Genomic DNA, 20,640 nt, shown 5'->3' with positions numbered 1-20,640 from the left:
CCGACGAGGGTATCCCGCCCCAAATTGAGGTAGTCGACTACCTAAGCAGTCCCCGCTGTGCCGAGCCAGTCTGGGACCACGCGATATCCACTCACTTCGACGCAGGGGTACCGACATGTCGTTTGTAATCACGTCAACCGAGCTAATGTCATCGGCTGCAACGGATTTAGCCAGGATCAATGACGTGCTGCGCATCGCCAGCACGGGTGCGACGGCCCAGACGACGGCGCTGCTGTCCGCGGGCGCCGATGAGGTGTCAGCGGCCGTCGCCGCGCTGTTTTCCACCCACGGCCGGCAATACCAGGCGATCAGCGCTCGCGCAGCAGCCTTTCACGACCAGTTCGTGCAACTGATGAACGTGGGGGCGGGGCAGTACGCGGCGGCCGAAGCCGCGGCCGCCCAACAGCTACCGGCGGCGAGCGTGCAGGAGACCCTGCAACAGTTGCTGGCCAATCTAGGCCTGGGCAACAAGGGCACCGGCAACCTCGGCAACGGCAACACCGGCGACGGCAACTTCGGGATCGGGAACAAGGGCAGCCAGAACATCGGCAGCGGAAACAACGGCAACACCAACTTCGGCAGCGGCAACCTCGGCAGCCGAAACGTCGGCATGGGAAATCTCGGTGACGACAATTTCGGTTTCGGCAATATAGGGTCCTCGAGCTATGGGCCGGGCAGTCACAACGTCGGGATGGGCAACACCGGCCACGATAACGTCGGCATCGGCAACACCGGCACCGGAAACCGGGGCGGCGGCAATACCGGGAATTTCAATATCGGCGGCGGGAACACGGGCAACAACAATCTCGGCTTCGGCAACTCCGGCAACAACAACATCGGTATCGGGCTGCGGGGCGACAACCAGGTCGGAATCAACCTCGCCGGACTGCTGAACTCGGGCAGCGACAATATAGGTTTCGGAGACTCCGGGACCAACAACATCGGATTCTTCAATTCGGGTAGCGGCAACGTCGGCATCTTCAACTCCGGTACCAACATGGGGGAACTTCCGGGTCCGCACAGCAATTTCGGCATCGGGAACTCCGGCGGGGGCAATTTCGGCATCGGCAACTCGGGTGCCCTCAACACAGGCATTGGTCAGTCGGGACTCATCAACACCGGGATCGGAAACTCCGGCGGCTACAACACCGGTGCCGGCAACTCGGGTTACGCCGACACCGGTTTCTGGAATGCGGGCAGCTACAACACCGGTAACGGGAATTCGGGTGACACTAATACCGGCTTCTGGAATTCGGGAAACGTCAACACCGGCGTCGGATCCGCGATCAATACCGGCCTGATCAATTCGGGCTTCAACAACACGGGCACGAATGTCTCGGGCATCGGTAACACCGGCGACCAGATGTCGGGCCTGCTCAACACCGCCAGGGGCAGCGCCACCGCGAACAACGGCGTGTCGGGCATCTCCAACCTGGCCACCGGCGGGTCGGACGTCGACGGCCGGATGTCCGGATTCTTCAACACCGCCTTCACTGCCGCAATTTCCGGCAAGCCCGCCGGCTACTACAGCGGCTTCACCTCGGGCCTGTTGAACTTCGGCACCGGGCTGGCGGGACTGTTCAACCTGGCCCGCCTCTAGATTGGCGATCCTTTACCCGACCTTGACCGCGCGTTGAATCGTCTTACCGACGATGGTCAACATGACTACCCTTCAAGGCGTGGAACTGGGGGTTTTGGGGCCTCTGCAGGTCCGGCAGGGCGGTACTGCCGTCATGATCCCGGGCGCCAAGCCGCGCGCCCTGCTCACCATGCTGGGCCTGCGCAACGGCTCAGTCGTTCCTGCGGACACGCTGATCGAGTTGCTTTGGGGCACCGCTCCGCCCCGCACCGCCGCCAAGGCTCTGCAGACCCACATCTCTGCCCTGCGCCGCGCCTTGGGCGACGGTTTCGTGCTCACCGAAGGGGCGGGCTGGAAGCTCGCCGAAGCGGCGGTCGACGCCGCGACTTACACATCGGCCGCCCGACGAGGTCGCGACGCCGCGGCCGCCGGCGACAGCCGCCAAGCGGTGGTCCTGTTCGAGGAAGCGCTGGGCCTGTGGCGCGGTGTCCCCGAGCTGCCCGACGGCCGGCGCGGGTTGTCGGAAAAGACGCGGTGGCTGGAGGGTCACTCCGCGCTGGTGGAGGATCGGGCGGACGCGCTGCTCGCGACCGGTCGCGCCGCGGAGGTGGTCGGCGACCTGGAGGCGGCAGTCGCCGAGGCACCGCTGCGGGAAAAGCGATGGTGCCAGCTGATGCTCGCCCTCTACCGTGCCGGCCGCCAGGGAGAGGCCCTGGGCGCGTATCAGCGCGCCCGGTCGTTGCTGGCCGACGAACTGGGCGTCGACCCCGGCCCGGAGCTGCGCCGACTCGAAGCGGCCATCGTCGCTCAGGACTCATCGCTGGATATTCCAGCCGCCCAACAGGTTTCGTCGGTGATGCGAGCTGTGACCTTTCTGCTCACCGACATCGAGGGATCGACCGCAGCCTGGGAAGCAGATGCCGCCGCCATGGCGACAGCGCTGGCCCGCCACGACGAGTTGATCGAACAGGTCGTCACATCACGCGGTGGACGGCTGATCAAGACCCGTGGCGAGGGTGACGCAACCTTTTCGGTCTTCGACCGGCCGTCAGCAGCCGCCGCCGCTGCCATCGAGATGCAAGAGGCGATCGCGCGGGAGCCCTGGGCGCTGGCTGAGCCGATGCGCATCCGGATCGCGCTGCACACCGGCGAGGTCGAGCTTCGCGACGGCGACTACTTCGGCAGGGCGGTCAACCGAGCAGCGCGACTGCGGTCGTTGGCCGCGGGCGGGCAGATCCTGTGTTCGGGTGCGGTCGCCGAGCTCGTCATAGACACACTGGCCGACGACGTGTCGCTCGCTGACCTGGGCATGCGGCAACTGAAGAACCTGGCGCGTCCCGAGCATGTTTTCGAGTTGCGGTTCGACGCCGATACCAGCACTCCCGAACCTGCGGTGACGCCGCTCCAGCGTCCCGCTCTGCCTGCAGTGTTGATCGGGCCCGGACCGTTCGTGGGCCGTGGCCCGGAATTCGAGCAACTCGTCTCCGCGTGGCCGACCCACGCCACGCATGCGGTGTTGATCGCCGGTGAACCGGGTGTCGGCAAGACCCGCCTGGCCGGCGAATGGTCCCAACGCGCATATGCAGAAGGTGCGGTCGTGCTCTACGGGCGGTGCGACGAGGACCTCGGCGCGCCCTACCAGCCGTTCGCCGAAGCACTGCGCGCACTGGTGCCGTGCGTCGGCGCGCAGCGTTTGCGCGGTTTGCGCGGTGTTGAGGCACTGCTGCCGTTGGTACCCGGACTGCCCGACGTCATGGCCGATCTGGCTGCCCCGCCCCGGGCGGACCCGGACACCGAACGCTACGCACTGTTCGACGCCGTTGTCGCGCTACTCGAAATCGCCTCCGCCGCAGCGCCGGTCGTCCTGATTCTCGACGATCTGCATTGGGCGGCCAAACCGACATTGCTGCTGCTGCGGCACCTGCTGCGCTTCGGCGACCACGCCCGCGTCCAGATCGTGGGAACCTACCGCAGCACCGACCTGGACCGCTCGCATCCGTTGGCGGCCATGCTGGCCGATCTGCACCGCGATGGCACCGCCAGCCGGCTGAATCTCGCCGGGCTCGACGAGAACGACGTGGCCGCCTACGTCGCGGAAGCCGGCTACGACGACGAGGAACTCGCCCATGCGCTGGCCTCCGTCACCGGCGGCAACCCGTTCTTTCTGATCGAGGCGCTGCGGCACGTCGACGAGAGCGGTGGCGTGTGGGATCAGAGCACGCTGCCTCAGGGAGTGCGAGAAGCTGTGAGCCGGAGGCTTTCCCGGCTCTCGATGGAAACGAATAAGGCGCTGTCGGCGGCGGCGGTCGTCGGCAGCCGGTTCGCGTTGGATCTGGTGGAACACGTGGTCGGCGACGATCTCATCGACGCGTTCGACGAAGCATCCAAGGCCGGCATCGTCATCGAGGAAACCGGCGGCCGCTACCGGTTCAACCATGCCCTGGTCCGACAGTCGTTGCTGGCCGAGCTGGCGTCGGTACGACGCATGCGGCTGCACCAGCGCATCGCGGTGACCTTGGAAAGCCAGGCCGGGGGTGACGATGAACTGCTGGCGGAGTTGGCGCACCACTACTTCGAATGCGCCTGGGCGGGAAACGCAGCCAAGGCGGTCGAGTACTGCCGGCGGGCCGCGGACCAGGCGATGACCCGGCTGGCCTACGAAGGTGCGGCCGACCTGTACGACCATGCGCTACACGCGCTCGAGGAGATTGACGACGAACTTCCCGACCGAGACGACCAGGTTGCCACGCTGCTGGTGGCGCGGTGTGAGGCCCTGCTGGCTGCCGGCGATGTCACATCGGCGGCGGGTGCGGTATCTCAATTGCAATCGGCGACAACAGATTCAGCTCGACTAGCGGCCTGGGCGACGTGTTTCGACGGCCAATTGTCGATGCTGATACACCCTGAGCGGCTGGATGAGGTCGAAGCCGCGCTGGGTGCTGCTGCCGAGAGGCTGGCCGGCCTGGACGACGCCGCCGGTGAGGCCAACGCCCACACCGTGCGGGCCGGGTGTCTGGCCCGGCTCGGGCGCATCGCGGACTGCGAAGTCGCCTTGGACAACGCGCTGAACGCCGCGCGGCGCGCCCGTGAGCACCGACGGGTGAATGCCGTGTTAGCGGGAGCGCCGCTGGCCGCGTTGTGGGGCCCCAACCCGGTTCCACGGGCGGGCGGACGGTGCCTCGATGTGGTGCGGCTGCTGCGCATCACCACCGACTCGCCTGCGGTCGAGGCCACCTCGACACAGTGTCAGGCCGTGTTGGAGGCGTTCCGCGGCCGCGCTGCCGCCGCGCGGCGAATGATCGACTCGGCCCGACGCACGGTCACCGAGCTCGGCTTGCGTCACGCCCTGTGTGAAGTCGAACAGTTCGCCGGCATCATCGAACTCGTTGCCGACGAACCCGGCGCGGCCGAGCCACTCTTTCGTAAGGCTTACAATGGTTTTCGCCGTATGCGTTTGGAAGCTGACACCGCCGAAACCGCCGCACTGCTCGGTCGCACCTGCCTGACACTCGGCCGAGAGGCCGAAGCAGATGAATTGTGCCGCGAGAGTGAGCGCCTGGCCGGGCATGCGCTGAAGGCGTCGATCGCGTGGCGGACGTTGCGGGCGCACCTATTGTCACGCGACGGTGAGCACGACGAGGCCCGGCGCATGGCTGAGAGCGCGGTGACGCTGGCCGAACGCACCGACGCGCTGGTCGACCACGGCGATGCATGCCTGACGTTGGCGAGGGTTCTGAGCGTCGCCGGTGATGTCGCAGGAGCGCGATCTGCCGCCGAACGAGCGGTCGGCCTGTACGAACGGAAAGGCGCTGTAGCACTTGTCGAGACGGCTCGGCAACCGCTCGGGATTCGTGACCCCTCGTCGGCCTTGCGAGCACCCGAAGCATCGGGCAGCGAGCCTGACAACGAATGCGTACGCGTCGCACGCCGAGTCGCGGACGCTGTCGATCGTGAAGCTTGGGACGACGCGGACCAACTGTTTGCGCCCCAGGTAGTCGTCGAGAGCCGTCCCGCCCACATTGAACTCGTAGAACCGCAGCCAGGGCCGGAACCCGCTGCTGCTCGCGTATGTCGTTGTATCAACTCATATCTGCTAGCCGGTGACCTGCCATCGGTTGCAGATTCGTTGGCTGATGACATCACCCAGGACGATCGCCGGAAGGTCATCGGCTCCGGACTCCGTCAAGGCCGCGACGCCGTGATGGCCGAGATTGTGATAACCGCTCCGGCAGTCAAGAGAATGACGACCGACACCATCGCCACCCGGGGTGAGCGCCTGGTACTCAATCGCGTCCGATCCGCGTTCCGCGACGACGAACCGGACGCGTTCGGCATCGACGTCCTCGCCGTCGTCGAGATCGACGCCGACGAGCGGGTGTCGGCACGCACCGTGTTTGACCTCGACGACTTCCGCGGCGCCATCGCCGAACTCGACGCACGGTATCTCGCCGGGGCAGCGGCACCGTACGCGCACACCTGGTCGGTAATCGCGGCGGCATACAACGCACTCAGCTGCCACCAGGCACCACCGACGACAGCAGATTGGATCAACGTCGACCACCGAGTTGAGGCGGCGTTCGGACCCGGTGACCTGATCGACTACTTCGGCGCCGGTAAGGACTTCGAGCAGGACATCAATACCTATGTTCAGGAGGTGCATTCGCTGAGCAACGACGGTGCAGTAATCACCTACGCGGCGCAGGAGACCTCGCGAGAGGGTCTCGATGCCGAATGGCGAGGCATTGCACTGCTACTCGTGGATGGCGAGATGATCAGGCGTTGCGAGGTCTTCGACGAGATCGACCTTGTCGCCGCAGACGAAAGATTCAAACAGTTAGACCGACCAGTTCGGCTATCCGAAAACGCGGCCAGCGCAATGCATGAGCGCATCGAGGTGCTCTTCGCCGACCGCGATTGGGACGCGCTGTCCGATCTCATGGCCGACGATTGTTCTTCCGACGATCGGAGACGGGCGTTGAACTCCGGCACCCGATCCGGCCGCGATGCCCTGGTCACCGAGATTGTCAGTCTCACCGAAATCGGTGTGAGAGCGATGACTTCGGATGTCATTGCTACGCGTGGAAATCGCCTGGCGCTCAGCCGGGCGCAGACGTGGGGACGCGTCCGGTCACCGGCGGCGTTCCACACCGACGTTCTCGACGTGCTGGAGGTCAATGCCGAGGGCAAGTTCTCGGCACGGGTCGTGTTCGACCTCGACGACTTCGATTCCGCACTCGCTGAGCTCGATAAGCGCTACCTGGCGGGTGAAGCGGCCCGCCACGCGCAGGTCTGGTCGGCGGTCACGCGAGGTTTCGCCGCACTCAATCGACGGGAACTGTTTGCGACGACTGAAGATTGGGTCAACATCGACCACCGGAGCGGAACATCGATCGCGCCCGGTGACATGACCGCCCTTCTCGAAGTCACCAGGAACCTCGCCTCGGACATTAGCTATTTCGTCGCGACGGTAGATCGGTTGACCGACGCCGGTGCGGTCGTGACGCACATTTCGCGTGAGACCACTCCAGGGGGATTCCAGGCCGAATGGCGGGTTGTCAGCGTCATTACCTTCGACGGTGACCTGGTCAACCGCTGCGAGGTCTTCGACGCGGACGACCTCGACGCCGCACTGGCACGCTTCGATCAACTGGTCCATCGGCCGCTCCGACGCCTGGAAAATGCCGCGAGCCGAATGGGTGAGCGCTTCCTGACGCTCTTCGCCGCGGGTGATTGGGACGCAATAGAGCGGATGCTGGCTGACGATTTCGCCAACGATGATCGACGCCGAGTTGTGGGCAACGCAGTTCAGGTCGGCCGCGAGGCGCAGCTAGCGAGCATGCGGGTGGTCGCCGAGCTGTGGTCGTCGAATGTCACACCAACCGTCATTGCCACTCGCGGCGAGCATCTCGTCCTCGATCGCCTTTGCTTCTCGCGCCGCGACGATGAGGCACCGGGGTTTCTCACCGAGGTGCTCGGCATTCTGGAGATCGACGGCGACGACCGGATCATCGCCGCCGTGTTCTTCGACCTCGACGACATCGACGCCGCCGTCGCCGAACTCGACGCACGATATCTGGCCGGCGAAGCGGCCACCCACGCAAATACGTGGTCGGTGATCGCCCGCAACTTCGCCGCGTTCAATAGACACGAGCTCCCCTCGGTGACACCGAACTGGGTGAATATCGATCACCGCCGAGCACGAGCATTCTCGCCCGGTGAGCTCTTCCCCTACGTCCGCGCCACCTGGGAACTCACGCCACAAGCCAAGATCTACGCCCATGCGGTGCATCGCCTGGGTGACTTCGGCGCGGTCCTCACCCAGGCAACGTATGGGACGTCGCAGGCCGGCTTCGACGTCGAGTGGCGAGAGGTCACCCTATTCACCGTCGACGGTGACTTGATCAGCCGCTGTGAGATTTTCGACGAGGTGGACCTTGACGCCGCGCTGGCCGAATTCGATCAACTGCGCCGGCCGGCGGCGCCGCTGCAGAACGCGACCTGCCAAGTGGCCCAGCGCTTCGTAGAAATCCTCACCGCAGCCGACTGGAACTCGCTGCCAGATCTCCTCGCCGACGACTTCTCACTGGACGACCGCCGTCGACTGGTTGGTGCGGGACTGCGACAGGGACTGAATACCGAGATCCGCGACATGCGAGCCCTTGTCGACCTAGGCGTCGCGGATGTCTCTACGACCGTCATCGCAACCCGCGGCGAGCACCTTGCCCTCATGCGCACCCGCTTCGCGTTCGATGCCACGCCCGAACCCTTCGTCGCCGAGGTGCTCGGTCTTGCGGAAAACGACGCCGATAATCGAATTCGGGCGCACGTCGTCTTCGACGTTGATGCCCTCGACGCTGCCATCGCCGAACTCGACTCGCGATACCTCGCTGGGGACGCAGCTTCTTACGCACTTGTGTGGCAGACCATCTCCGGTACCTATGCCTCCGTCAGACGCGGTGAGCTGCCCACGCTGACCGCCGACTGCGCAAGTGTCGACCACCGCCGGGGGGCCGCGTTCGCTGCCGGCGAGTTGAGTGAATACACCAGCAAGGGTTGGGATCTCGACCGACCAATCCGGCCTCATATCGTGGCTGTACATCAGCTCAACGAACTGGGTGCGGTCGTGACTTATGTGGCACACGGAAACTCACCTGCGGGCTTTGAAGCAGAATGGCGAGAAGTTGCCCTGTCGACGGTCGAGGGCGACAAGGTGAATCGCTGTGAGCTTTTCGACGAAACAGACCTCAAGGCGGCGCTGGCTCGGTTCGCGGAATTGCACCGCCCCGCACGGCGCCTCGAAAACTCGGCCAGCCGGGTGAACGGACAGCTCTGGGCGTACTGTGCCGCTCGCAACTGGGATGCGATGGCCGCGACACTATCCGTTGACTATGCCCACGACGATCGACGTCGAATGGTGGGCGCCGGGACCATGCGCGGTCGGGATGCCGGAATGCGCGATATGAAGACGATCGCTGAGATCGCGGTCCACTGGGACGCCACGGCGAACATGTTCGCTGACGACTATTGCAACGAAGACCGCCGCAAGGTCGTCAATGCCAATGTTCGACACGGTCAGGACGCCGCAATCGAAGATCTTCGAGTCGGCGTCGAGGTCGGATTACTGACTGACATCGCGGCTCCGATCATCGCCACCCGCGGAGACCGTCTTGTCCTCACCCGCATTCGTGCCTCAGGGACCGAGCGCGCTGAGATCCAGCTCGACGCACTGCAGGTCGTCGAGCTGAACGCGGACGGCCAAGTTGCCGCCGTCGTCATCATCGATGGTGACGATATGGCCGCTGCAACAGCGGAACTCGAAGCGCGATTCATCGCCGGCGAAGCTGCTGCCCACGCGCACACTTGGTCGGTGATCGCCACAGGTTATGCCGCGCTCAACAAACACAAGATCTCTCCGGGGCTGTCGCGTTGCGTGACCATCGATCACCGGGTCCACAGCACGTTCGAAGGGGATGATCTGAATGCGTATATCCGTAGCGGGTGGGACCTCACGCCCAACATGGAGATATACGTCGAGTCGGTGCATCGACTCGGCAGCCTCGGAGCCGTTGTCACCCACACCGCCTGCGGGACATCGCCGGACGGTTTCAGTGCTGAGTGGCGAATGATTCAGCTTCTGCAGGTCAGCGGCGACCGTGTGCACCGTTGTGAGCTGTTCGACGAGGCTGACCTCGAGGTCGCTCTCGCGAAGTTCGACGAATTGCACGCACAGGCGCAAGAACCGCATAACGCCGCACACCGAGTGGCTGAGCGCTTCGTCGCGAGTCACGCAGCTGGCGACCGGAACGCCATGGCGGACATGCTTGCCGACAACTTCGTGAGCGACGATCGCCGTCGGTTGGTGGGTTCGGGAATACGGCAGGGCCGGGATGCCCAGATGGCAGACGTGCAAGCCGTAGCCGACCTGTCCCTCACAAACGTGGCGTCAACAGCGATAGCGACGCGTGGCGAACGTCTGCTCCTCGTACGCAACAGATTCACCGACCGCGAACCAGGACCCGAGGCTGACCTCACCGAGGCACTCAGCGTCATCGAGATCACCATCGACGAGCGGGTTTCCGCGTTGATCACCTTCGACGTCGACGACCTCGAGGCCGCCGTCGCCGAACTGGATGCCCGCTACCTGGCAGGCGAAGCCGCCGCACACGCTCACGCGTGGTCAGTCCTCACTCGGGCGTACGAATCACTCAATCGGCGCGAAATTCCGGCGACAGCAGACGATTTCGTGGATATTGACCACCGCAACCTGGCGCCGGTCGGGCCTGGTGACCTCAAGGCTTACCTTCGCGCTGCGTTGAATGAAACGGCGCACAACCGCATCTATGTCGAGACGGTTCATCGGTTGACTGAGAACGGCGCGGTCGTCACTCACGTCGCGAGCGGGACTTCGGCTGCGGGCTTCGAGGCCGAGTGGCGCATTAGCGACATCTTCATGGTTGAAGGCGACCTACTCTGCCGCTGTGAGATGTTCGACGAGGCAGACCTGGACCGAGCGCTGGCGAAGTTCGATGAACTCTCGCGGGGCACACCACTCGGCGAAAATCCGCCGCGCGAATGACACCGATCCGGTTCGCAGTCCACCGGGTCAGGGTTGCAACCGCTCCACGACGCCGCCGGAGATCCGAATCCTGTTGTGCACCCGGTCTTCTCGCCCTTGCCAGAACTCCACCACCTGGGGCGCGATCAGGTAGCCGCCCCAGTTCGGCGGCACCGGGATGTGCTCGGTGTCGGCAAATCGCGCTGTCACTTCCGCTAGTTGGTCGAGCAGTGCGGCGCGCGAGGCGATGGGCTTCGACTGGTGCGACGCCCAGGCGCCCAGCTGTGACCCGCGCGGCCGCTTGGACCAGTAATCGGCGGTGGTCTGCGGCGCGACCTTGCTGACCGGCCCGCGGATATGAACCTGCCGTCCCAGCAGATACCACGGGAAGGTCGCCGACGCGTAGGGCGTCGTCGCCAGCTCGGTCCCTTTCGCCGAGTCGTAGTTGGTGTAGAAACTGATCCCGCTCTCGTCGGCGTTCTTGCACAGCACCGTCCGGGTCACCGGGCGGCCCTCGGCGACGGTGGCCACCACCATGGCATTGGCCTCGGCAACCCCGGCCTGCCACGCGTCGTCCATCCACCTGCGGAACAAGGCAAGCCAGCCCTCGGCAAGCCAGTCCGCATCCAGGTCAGGGCTGCCGTCCTTCTCGGCGGACCCGTATTCCACCCGCATCCCGGCCAGCGACTGCCGGTCTGATTCTGTCACCGTCCCAACGCTACTCGGACGTTGTTACCGGCCGGTAGGAACCGCCCAGGCCAGTAGTGCAAGAATCTGCCCATGACTGTGGTTCCAGAAGATTTCGTCCCAGGTCTGGAAGGCGTCGTGGCCTTCACGACCAAGATCGCCGAGCCGGACAAAGACGGAGGATCGCTGCGCTACCGCGGCGTCGACATCGAGGATCTGGTGGGCCAGGGGGTCCACTTCGGCGACGTCTGGGCGTTGCTGGTCGACGGTGAATTCGGCCACGGACTGCCCCCGGCCGAGCCGTTCCCGTTGCCGATCCACACCGGTGACGTGCGGGTCGACGTGCAGGCCGGCCTGGCCATGCTGGCGCCCATCTGGGGGTACAAGCCGCTGCTGGACACCAACGAGCCGACCGCTCGCGACCAGTTGGCCCGCGCATCGGTGATGGCGCTGTCCTACGTCGCGCAGTCCGGTCGCGGCATTTACGTGCCGGCGGTCCCGCAGCGCCTCATCGACGAGTGTTCAACAGTCACAGCACGTTTCATGACCCGGTGGCGCGGCGAGCCGGATCCCCGACACATCGAGGCCATCGACGCTTATTGGGTGTCTGCTGCCGAACACGGCATGAACGCCTCGACATTCACCGCGCGGGTGATCGCATCCACCGGCGCCGACGTGGCAGCGGCGTTGTCCGGTGCGATCGGCGCTATGAGCGGCCCCCTGCACGGCGGTGCGCCGGCCCGGGTGCTGCCGATGATCGAAGAGGTCGAGCGCACCGATGATGCCCGCGGTCTGGTCAAGGGCATCCTGGACCGCGGCGAGAAGCTGATGGGTTTCGGACACCGGGTCTACCGCGCCGAGGACCCGCGCGCCAGAGTGTTGCGGGCGACCGCCAAGCGGCTGAACGCACCCCGCTACGACGTCGCGGTGGCGCTGGAGCAGGCGGCCCTGGCCGAGTTGCGGGAGCGTCGGCCGGACCGCCCGATCGAGACCAACGTCGAGTTCTGGGCGGCGGTCATCCTGGACTTCGCCGAAGTGCCGGCCAGCATGATGCCGGCGATGTTCACCTGTGGTCGCACCGCAGGATGGTGCGCCCACATCCTCGAGCAGAAGCGACTCGGCAAGCTGGTCCGCCCGTCGGCCATCTATGTAGGGCCGGCGCCGCGCCGAGCCGACTCCGTGAACGGCTGGGACAAGGTCCTCACCACCGTATAAGCGCTGCCCGCGGTTGGTAAGTCCGACGAGTTGTCGGTGCCCGGCATTAGCGTCGCGGATGCGCGATGAGTTCTGCCGGCCCGCCCGGTCAGTACATGTGAGCCCGAGCGGGCAGTACCCACCACCAGAGGAGTGACCACATGGCCATCACTGTCGAACCCGCAGTGTCCCCCCATCTCGTCGTCGACGACGCCGCGGCCGCGATCGACTTCTACGTCAAGGCTTTCGACGCCGTCGAGCTCGGCCGGGTGCCCGGCCCGGACGGCCGGCTCGTGCATGCCGCAGTGCAGATCAACGGCGCCACGGTGATGCTCAACGACGACTTCCCGGAGATGTGCAGTGGCACGTCGGTGACCCCGAAGTCGCTGGGCGGTACGCCGGTCACCATCCACCTCACGGTCAACGACGTCGACGCGAGGTTCCAGCAGGCACTGGACGCCGGGGCCACGATCGTGATGCCGCTCAGCGACCAGTTCTGGGGTGACCGCTATGGCGTGGTCGCCGATCCCTTCGGGCACAACTGGTCGTTGGGTCAGCCGGTGCGGGAGGTCAGCTACGACGAAATCCAGCAGGCGATGACCGCGGAGGCCGGCTAGCCGCGTTCGCGCAGTCGCCGCAGCAGGCCGGACACCCGTGACCGCCGCGCCCGCGGTGCGGTGGCAGCCACGGCGAGCATCTCGGCGACATCGGTGAACTTGGCGCGCGGACGTCCATCCTCGCCGCCGCGGGCGACCTCGGCGGCGTCGATGGCGCGCCAGCCCGCGGAGTCGACGACGTCGGGTTGGCGGTCAGCGACCAGCCGGTCCAGTGCCGACGGTCCAGCGACGGGGTCGGTCAGCTTGCCGGCATTGAAATCGGCCACCAGTGCCTGCACGGTCTGGAATGAGCACGATTTGTTGGTACCGATGAACCCGGTCGGTCCGCGCTTGATCCAGCCCGCGACGTAGGCGCCCGGAACGGGCTGGCCGGTGCCGGGGTCGATGACGCGGCCGCCGTCGTTGGGCACCACGGCGGCATCCTGGTCGAACGGCAGATCGCGAATGAGCTTGCCGCGGTAGCCGATCGACGTTAGCACCAAGCCGGCGTCGAGCCGACGGACCTCGTCGGTGCCGGTCACCCGGAACTCCATCCCGGTGGCGCGCTGCTCGCCGAGCACACGCTGCGGCGTCAGCCCATAGGCCAGCCGCACCCGCGGTCGCGACGCCGGCGCTGAGCCGTTACCCCGTGTGCGGAGGATCTCCAGCTTGGCCTTGGTCAACGGGTCGGACACCGTGGCCAGGTCCGCGAGCACCCGTCGATGATCGTCGGGCTCGAGGACCACATCGCAGGACTCGGTGAGCCCGACCAGCTCCGGCAGCGTGAACGCCGATTCGGCGGGTCCGCGGCGCGCCGCGATCACCACCTCGCGGACCGCGGACTTGCGGAACCGCTTCAGCGCGTGATCGGCGATATCGGTGTGGGCCAGATCGTCCGGATCGGCGGTCAGCACCCGTGCGACATCCAGAGCGACGTTGCCGTTGCCGACGATCAACACCCGCTCATGGCTGAGATCGACTGGCAGATCGGTGTATTCGGGGTGCCCATTGATCCACGCGACCAACTCGGTCGCGGTGCCGGTGCCCGGCAGACCCATCCCGTCTACATCGAGCCGCCGGTCGTCGGGCGCACCGACCGCATACAACACGGCGTGATGGTGCGCCAACAGCTCGGCGTGACTCACGTGCGTGCCGACCTCGACGTTGAGGAAGAACCGGAAGCGGCGATCGCCGGCCACCCGGTCGAACAGCCTGGTGACCTTCTTGGTGTGCTGGTGGTCGGGCGCGACCCCGGCACGCACCAAACCATAAGGCGTGGGCAGCTTTTCGAACACATTGACCCGGACGTCCGGCTGGATCAGCAACTCGTCGGCAGCGTACATCGCCGCCGGCCCGGACCCGACAATGGCCACCGTCAACGGCTTGCCCTGCGCGCGCACCTCAGCGGCCGGGATCACCGGTGCCAGCTTCGAGGTCGGCGGCAACTTCTCATGCGCAGGGCGTTCCGGATAGAACGACGCGTTGATCGCCACGAACGGCAGTTGCCGCACATCGAGCTTGCTGTCCGGGACGATCGCGCCGACCGGGCAGGCACTGACGCAGGCGCCACAGTCGACGCACGCCACCGGGTCGATGTAGAGCATCTCCGACGTCGCGTAGCCCGGTTCGTCCGGGGACGGGTGAATGCAATTGACCGGACACGCGAACACGCAGGACCCGTCATTGCAGCACGACTGGGTAATCACGTGCGGCATAAGCAAACTCGCAGACAGTTAGGCAGCGGGCACAGCGGCCAGGTGCTGACGCTGCGGCTCACTGCGATAGCGCGACGGCTTGCCGTTGATCTTGCAGATCCGCCACATCAGCCGGGCCGAACGGTTCTCCATCAACCCGGTGTCGTATGCCAGCATGCGGACGTCGGAGAACATGTCGCGCAGCCACTTCCGCGATTCCGGCGACCGGAAGAACAGTTCCTTCTTAACCGAACGCGGAATGTCGAACTCCTGCCAGAAGGCTTTGGGCGGGATAAGAATGGCGTTGCACAGAATCCGCATGGTCAGCGGGAAGTACAGCGACACCCAGAACTTCTGCCAGCGGGTCAGGTGCGGCAGCCGTCGGCGCAGGAACTCGTGTGCGAACGAGATGTGTCGCGCTTCCTCGGCGACGTGAATGGCCATCACCCGCTCCATGATCGGGTGCAACGCCTTGCCTTCGCGCAGCACCTGCTTCTGGGTGTGGTCGATGGGCTCCTCACCGGCGAGCACCCCGATGAAGAAGGCAACCGGCAGTGGGCCGGCCACCAGCGGGACGAACGGCGAGAGCCACTTCAGCCGGCGCGGCATGCCGGGGACATCGGCGCCGACCCGGTTCACCATCTCCTGGAACATCATGGTGTGGTTGCACTCTTCGACCGATTCGTGCAGGCAGTACCGGTACTCCGGGGACCCGTTGGGCACCCAGAAGGTGTAGGTCATCAGACCGCGGATCAGGATGGACTCGAAGTGCAGGCCCACCTTGGCCACGTTGGCCTGACGCCACATGCCGATCTTGATCTTGGTCTCGTCGGACTGGGCCCGGTACCACGGGTGGCGGCCCAGCGGGTCCGTCGCCGGGAGGATCCACCGGGGATCGTTGTCGGTGACCGCGAACTCCGGTGACTCCCAATCGATGTCGGTGTACGGGTTGAAGTTCCGCCGCACCGACCCCTCGGACAGTGTGGCGAGCATGTCCACGTACTCCGTGTCGTCGCGCACCTCCATATTGCGGCGCCAACGTCGAACCATGCGCGTCCTAGCCTTCAAAGCCATGAAAAGCCTCCCCAACGAGGTTGCATTCGGACGTGTAATTAATACGGTACCGCCGGTACTGGGAATTATCCAGACTTCATCCGCCTGCTGTGGCCCAGCCCGCTTGCACCCACCGACTGTGTGCTAGCTCACATCAGCGCCGTCACCAGGCGTTATGTCCCCCGCGTCGTCGGGAGCCAGACCCTGCTCACTACCCTGATCTCCATGGCCGACCAGACTTCTCTCGAGATTCCCGACGACCTCAAGCCACGCGACGGACGGTTCGGCTGCGGGCCCTCCAAGGTGCGGCCCGAGCAACTTCAAGCGCTCACCGGCAGCGCAGCAGCCCTATTCGGCACCTCGCACCGCCAGGCGCCGGTCAAGAACCTGGTGGGCCGGGTCCGCAGCGGGCTGGCCGAACTGTTCACCACGCCCGACGGGTACGAGGTCATCCTGGGCAACGGCGGCGCCACCGCATTCTGGGACGCCGCGGCGTTCGGATTGATCGACAAACGCTCGCTGCACCTCACCTTCGGCGAGTTCAGCGCGAAGTTCGCCGCTGGCGTCGCCAAGAACCCGTTCGTCGGCGATCCGATCATCGTCAAAGCGGACCCGGGCAGCGCGCCTGAACCTCAGTCCGACCCGTCGGTCGACGTGATCGCCTGGGCGCACAACGAGACGTCGACGGGCGTCGCGGTACCGGTGCGCCGACCCGCCGACTCCGGAGATGCGCTGGTGGTCATCGACGCCACCTCGGGCGCGGGCGGACTGCCGGTCGACATCACCGACGTCGACGCCTACTACTTCGCGCCGCAGAAGAACTTCGCCAGCGACGGCGGCCTGTGGCTGGCCGTCATGAGCCCGGCTGCGCTGGCCCGCGTCGAAGCCATCGCCTCTTCGGGTCGCTGGGTGCCCGACTTCCTGTCGCTGCCGATCGCGGTCGAGAACAGCGTGAAGAACCAGACCTACAACACCCCGGCGATCGCCACGCTCGCCTTGATGGCTGAGCAACTCGACTGGTTGCTCGGCAACGGCGGCCTGGACTGGGCGGTCAAGCGCACCGCTGACTCCTCGCAACGGTTGTACTCCTGGGCCGAGGAGCGATCGTTCACCACTCCGTTCGTCGCCGACCCGGCGTTGCGGTCGCAAGTGGTGGGCACGATCGACTTCGTCGACGACATCGACGCGACCACAGTGGCCAAGACGCTGCGGGCGAACGGGATCGTCGACACCGAGCCGTACCGCAAGCTCGGCCGCAACCAGTTGCGCATTGCGATGTTTCCGGCGGTCGACCCCGACGACATCAGTGCGCTGATCGCCTGCATCGACTGGGTTGTGGAGCGGCTCTGACCCGCGCCCGCGTGTCAACGAGGTTAACGACGTCTGGCGCACTAGAGTGCGCAGCTGACGGGTCCGTCGCTGACCTGCACGGAGCCTGCGAGGAGAAGCCATGCGGGAACTCAAAGTGGTTGGGCTCGATCCCGACGGCAAATACGTCCTCTGCGAGGGGGCCAGCTCCGCCGAGAAGTTCAGACTTCCGGCCGACGACCGCCTACGGGCCGCATTGAACGGGGAAGAGCTGCCGGTCGAGCAGCCCGCGCTCGACATCGACGTGACGAACATGTTGAGCCCCAAGGAGATTCAGGCCCGAATCCGCGCCGGCGCCTCAGTCGAACAGGTCGCTGCCGCATCGGGATCCGACATCGCGCGGATCCAGCGATTCGCCAACCCGGTGTTGCTGGAACGTTTCCGCGCTGCCGAACTGGCAACTGCCGCCCACCCGATCCTGGCCGACGGACCCGCCGTGCTGACGCTGCTAGAGACCGTGACCGCCGCGCTGGTGGCGCGCGGCCTCAACGCCGACCGGCTCAGCTGGGACGCCTGGCGCAACGAGGACAGCCGCTGGACGGTGCAGCTGGGCTGGCACGCCGGACGGTCGGACAACCGTGCCCATTTCCGCTTCACCCCCGGGGCGCACGGCGGTGTGGTCAGCGCGATCGACGACGCGGCCAGCGAGCTCATCGACCCCGACTTCAAGCCGCGGCAGCTGGCGCCGGTGGCGCATCTGGCCTTCGAGCCCACCCCCGAGGCCGCGCAACCGGAAGCGGCCGCACCCAGTGCACCGGTCGCACCGGAGACACCCGCCGACCAACCGACCGGTAGCCGCCGGGGCAAGCCGGCCATCCCGGCCTGGGAGGATGTGCTGCTCGGGGTGCGATCAAGCGGGCACCGCTAGCCCAGGCCGCCCAGCAGCGTCACCGCGATCAGGGCCAACCAGGCGCCGACCACACCGGTTCCCGCGCCCAGCACGAACCATCTCAGCACCAGAGTCCGCCGCCATCCCCAGAACGTGGGCGCCAGCCCGCCGACCGCCACGATGTTCAGCCCCACCGCCAGCAGCGGATGCACCCGCAGCAACCCGAGGCTGAGCACCACGATCGCGGCGCCGGTGACCGCGGCGACAAATGCGGCCACCCCTAAACCCGTGCCCCACGGGACGGATTCGTCGGTCATGCAGGCAGCCTAACCCCCGCTCGGCGCCAACCGGATCCGCTCGTAGAACGCCAGTGCCGCCGCGGTCGCGACGTTCAAGGAGTCGGTGCCGCGCGACATCGGGATGCGCACCCGCGCGTCGGCGATGCGCAGCGCTGCCGACGTCAGCCCCGGCCCCTCGGCACCGACCAGCAGCGCGACCGGCTGGTTGGCGACCGCAGCCATGGCCTCGGCCAGCGGACGAGCATCGCGGTGCGGCGTCAGCGCCAACACCCGGAAGCCGCGTTCCTGCAGCCCGACGAGGTCGGCGGGCCACTGCGCGGTGCGGGCATAGGGCACCAGCAGCGCGTGCCCCATGGAGACCCGGACCGCGCGGCGATAGAGCGGATCGGCACAGCCGCTGCCGAAGATCACCGCGTCGACGTCCAGGCCCGCCGCATTGCGGAAGATCGAACCCAGATTCTCGTGATCGTTGACACCTTCGAGCACGGCGACCGTGCGGGCGCCCTCGACGACGTCACCGACGCTGGCCTCCGCGACGCGACCCGCAGCGGCAAGGACGCCGCGGTTGAGGTGGAATCCGACGACCTGGGCCATGACGTCCGGGGTAACCCGGTAGTAGGGCGCCGCGGTGCCGGCCAGATCGTTTTCCAGTTCGACCAGCCGGCGATCGGTGCCCAGCAACCCGCGCGGAGTGAATCGCGAGGCCAGCATCCGTTGCACCACCAGCACGCCTTCGGCGATCACCAGGCCTTTACCGGTCGGCAGGTCGGGACGACGATCAACGCTGTTCAGGTCGCGGAAATCGTCGAGGCGTGGGTCGTCGGGATCGGTGATGTCGCGGACGTCGACGTCCGGGGCCGTCACGGACTTTCGTCGACCAGCGCCGACATCAGGTCGGCGGCATTGCGCAGGACGTCCTTCTGGCCATCGTTGAGGGTGCTGAGCCGATCGGCCAGCCACTCCTGACGGGCCCGCCGCGCCGCTTTGACCAGCTCGGCACCCGACTCGGACACCGAAACCAGCACCTGGCGACCGTCGACCGGGTGCGGGGCCCGATCCACCAGCCCCTCGTCGGCCAGCGAAGCGATAACCCGGGTCATCGACGGGGGCCGCACGCGTTCGCGAATCGCCAGCGCACCGGGGGTCATCGCACCCTCGTTGGCCAGCGTCGTCAGCGCCGACAACTGGGACAGCGACACCGGCGACGACGGATTCCGGAAACGAAGTTGGCGTGACAACCGCATGACTGCCAACGACAAGTCGGCAGCCAACCGCGCATCCCTGTCAGGCACAGCGCGAGGTTACAACGGAACCCGGGAAACGTGAACGAGAAACGACGAACCCGGCGCTGACGGACCCCACACCCTCGACAGGGTCCGGATTGCCCGACGCGTTATGTTGAGACGCGATGAGCACCGAGACCGATCCGCAGCCGCCGCCGTTGCCACCGGCACTGCTCGAGGTCTGGCCGGTCATCCTGGCCGGTGCTCTGGCCTGGGCCATTGCCGCGGGTGTGGCTTTCGCGGTGCCCGGCGTAGCGAGTTGGCGACCGATCACCGTGGCCGGCCTGGCAGTGGGAGTACTGGGCACCAGCATCTTCGTGTGGCAGCTGGCAGCTGCCCGACGCGGCGCTCGCGGCGCCCAGACCGGGCTCGAGAAGTATCTCGAGCCGAAATAAGACACACCCTCGGAGGACAAATGGCCAGCCCGCTCTTGCAGGCACAGATCGACATCGACGCGCCGCCGGCGAAGGTATGGGAGCTGATCTCAGATTTCCGGCGGATGCCGGAGTGGAGCCCCCAGTGCCGGTGGATGCGGCCGTTCGGACCGCTGCGCGTCGGCACCCGCACCCTGAACATCAATCGCCGCAACCGGTTGTTCTGGCCCACCACCAGCACGGTCGTCGACGTCGTCCCGGAGCAGCGGCTGGCATTCCGGGTCGATGCCAACCGGACCATCTGGAGCTACGAACTCGAGCCGCAGGGCCAGGGCACCCGCCTCACCGAGAGTCGGCACGCCGAGAACGGCGTATCTGCGTTCTCGAGCATGACCGTCAAAGCCCTGCTCGGCGGCAACACCAGCTTCGAACGGGAATTGGTCGAGGGTATGAACACCTCGCTGGCCAAGATCAAGGCCGCCGCCGAGAAAAGTTAGTCGGATTGGTCGCCGGTAGCGGCAGGCGGGTCAGCACCGGGCTCAGCAGCGCCGGCAGGCTCCTCCGGTACGACCGGCTCGTCCGGCACTGACTCCTGCGGCACGACGGGCTCCTCGGCGTCGGCGGGCTCT

The 20,640-nt window shown here is 66.2% G+C and carries 14 protein-coding genes; 8 read left to right on the top strand and 6 right to left on the bottom strand.

From position 1 onward, the window contains the following. The first annotated feature begins 115 nt into the window (after window positions 1–115). Complete coding sequence (locus ACZYZ9_RS16500) at window positions 116–1,600, top strand: PE domain-containing protein (protein ID WP_463827339.1); 1,485 nt, start codon at window positions 116–118, stop codon at window positions 1,598–1,600. A 79-nt stretch (window positions 1,601–1,679) separates the two neighbouring features. Further along, window positions 1,680–10,655 (top strand): BTAD domain-containing putative transcriptional regulator, encoded by an 8,976-nt coding sequence (locus tag ACZYZ9_RS16495; RefSeq protein WP_463827505.1) that lies wholly within the window; start codon window positions 1,680–1,682, stop codon window positions 10,653–10,655. A 27-nt stretch (window positions 10,656–10,682) separates the two neighbouring features. Here ACZYZ9_RS16495 and pdxH read toward each other — a convergent pair whose 3' ends face one another. Then, window positions 10,683–11,309 carry a pyridoxamine 5'-phosphate oxidase gene (gene pdxH / locus ACZYZ9_RS16490; protein ID WP_463827504.1) on the bottom strand — a complete coding sequence of 209 codons (627 nt, stop codon included), beginning with the start codon at window positions 11,307–11,309 and terminating at the stop codon, window positions 10,683–10,685. A 105-nt stretch (window positions 11,310–11,414) separates the two neighbouring features. Between pdxH and ACZYZ9_RS16485 the strand changes: the two genes are divergently transcribed. Continuing rightward, window positions 11,415–12,536 carry a citrate synthase 2 gene (locus ACZYZ9_RS16485; protein WP_463827338.1) on the top strand — a complete coding sequence of 374 codons (1,122 nt, stop codon included), beginning with the start codon at window positions 11,415–11,417 and terminating at the stop codon, window positions 12,534–12,536. Between the two features lie 140 nt (window positions 12,537–12,676). After that, complete coding sequence (locus ACZYZ9_RS16480; RefSeq protein ID WP_463827337.1) at window positions 12,677–13,132, top strand: VOC family protein; 456 nt, start codon at window positions 12,677–12,679, stop codon at window positions 13,130–13,132. On the opposite strand, the gene ACZYZ9_RS16475 is transcribed toward ACZYZ9_RS16480, so the two are convergent. Then, entirely contained in the window at window positions 13,129–14,826 is a 1,698-nt protein-coding gene (locus ACZYZ9_RS16475; RefSeq protein WP_463827336.1) for a 4Fe-4S binding protein, read from the bottom strand. The genes ACZYZ9_RS16480 and ACZYZ9_RS16475 overlap by 4 nt on opposite strands. 18 nt (window positions 14,827–14,844) lie before the next feature. Next, window positions 14,845–15,879 (bottom strand): AurF N-oxygenase family protein, encoded by a 1,035-nt coding sequence (locus ACZYZ9_RS16470; protein WP_463827335.1) that lies wholly within the window; start codon window positions 15,877–15,879, stop codon window positions 14,845–14,847. A 204-nt stretch (window positions 15,880–16,083) separates the two neighbouring features. On the opposite strand from ACZYZ9_RS16470, the gene serC reads away from it, so the two are divergent. Further along, window positions 16,084–17,208 carry a phosphoserine transaminase gene (gene serC, locus ACZYZ9_RS16465; RefSeq protein ID WP_463827334.1) on the top strand — a complete coding sequence of 375 codons (1,125 nt, stop codon included), beginning with the start codon at window positions 16,084–16,086 and terminating at the stop codon, window positions 17,206–17,208. Between the two features lie 100 nt (window positions 17,209–17,308). Further along, window positions 17,309–18,094: a septation protein SepH gene (sepH, locus tag ACZYZ9_RS16460; RefSeq protein WP_463827333.1), complete on the top strand. Its 786-nt coding sequence runs from the start codon at window positions 17,309–17,311 to the stop codon at window positions 18,092–18,094. Here the strand turns inward: sepH and ACZYZ9_RS16455 are convergent. Genes ACZYZ9_RS16455 through ACZYZ9_RS16445 form a run of 3 tightly spaced genes read right to left on the bottom strand, consistent with a single transcriptional unit; the run spans window position 18,091 to window position 19,646 of the window. Then, entirely contained in the window at window positions 18,091–18,372 is a 282-nt protein-coding gene (locus ACZYZ9_RS16455; RefSeq protein WP_463827332.1) for a DUF2537 domain-containing protein, read from the bottom strand. The two genes, sepH and ACZYZ9_RS16455, sit on opposite strands and share 4 nt — an antisense overlap. A 9-nt stretch (window positions 18,373–18,381) precedes the next feature. After that, the gene (locus ACZYZ9_RS16450; protein ID WP_463827331.1) at window positions 18,382–19,218 is read right to left on the bottom strand and encodes a TrmH family RNA methyltransferase; all 837 of its coding nucleotides are present in this window, start codon (window positions 19,216–19,218) and stop codon (window positions 18,382–18,384) included. Beyond that, window positions 19,215–19,646, bottom strand: a complete 432-nt coding sequence (locus ACZYZ9_RS16445; protein WP_463827330.1) for an Rv0880 family HTH-type transcriptional regulator — start codon at window positions 19,644–19,646, stop codon at window positions 19,215–19,217. The genes ACZYZ9_RS16450 and ACZYZ9_RS16445 overlap by 4 nt, the downstream gene beginning before the upstream one ends. Before the next feature lie 116 nt (window positions 19,647–19,762). Here ACZYZ9_RS16445 and ACZYZ9_RS16440 point away from each other — a divergent pair, with 116 nt between their 5' ends. Beyond that, the gene (locus ACZYZ9_RS16440) at window positions 19,763–20,032 is read left to right on the top strand and encodes a DUF2530 domain-containing protein (RefSeq protein ID WP_463827329.1); all 270 of its coding nucleotides are present in this window, start codon (window positions 19,763–19,765) and stop codon (window positions 20,030–20,032) included. A 20-nt stretch (window positions 20,033–20,052) separates the two neighbouring features. Continuing rightward, a complete protein-coding gene (locus tag ACZYZ9_RS16435) occupies window positions 20,053–20,508 on the top strand; it encodes an SRPBCC family protein (protein WP_463827328.1) in 456 nt (151 codons plus the stop codon). The last annotated feature ends 132 nt before the right edge of the window (window positions 20,509–20,640 follow it).

It is taken from the genome of Mycobacterium sp. IDUB_28 (assembly GCF_055419285.1).
This window is presented reverse-complemented; position numbering and strand designations above follow the sequence as displayed.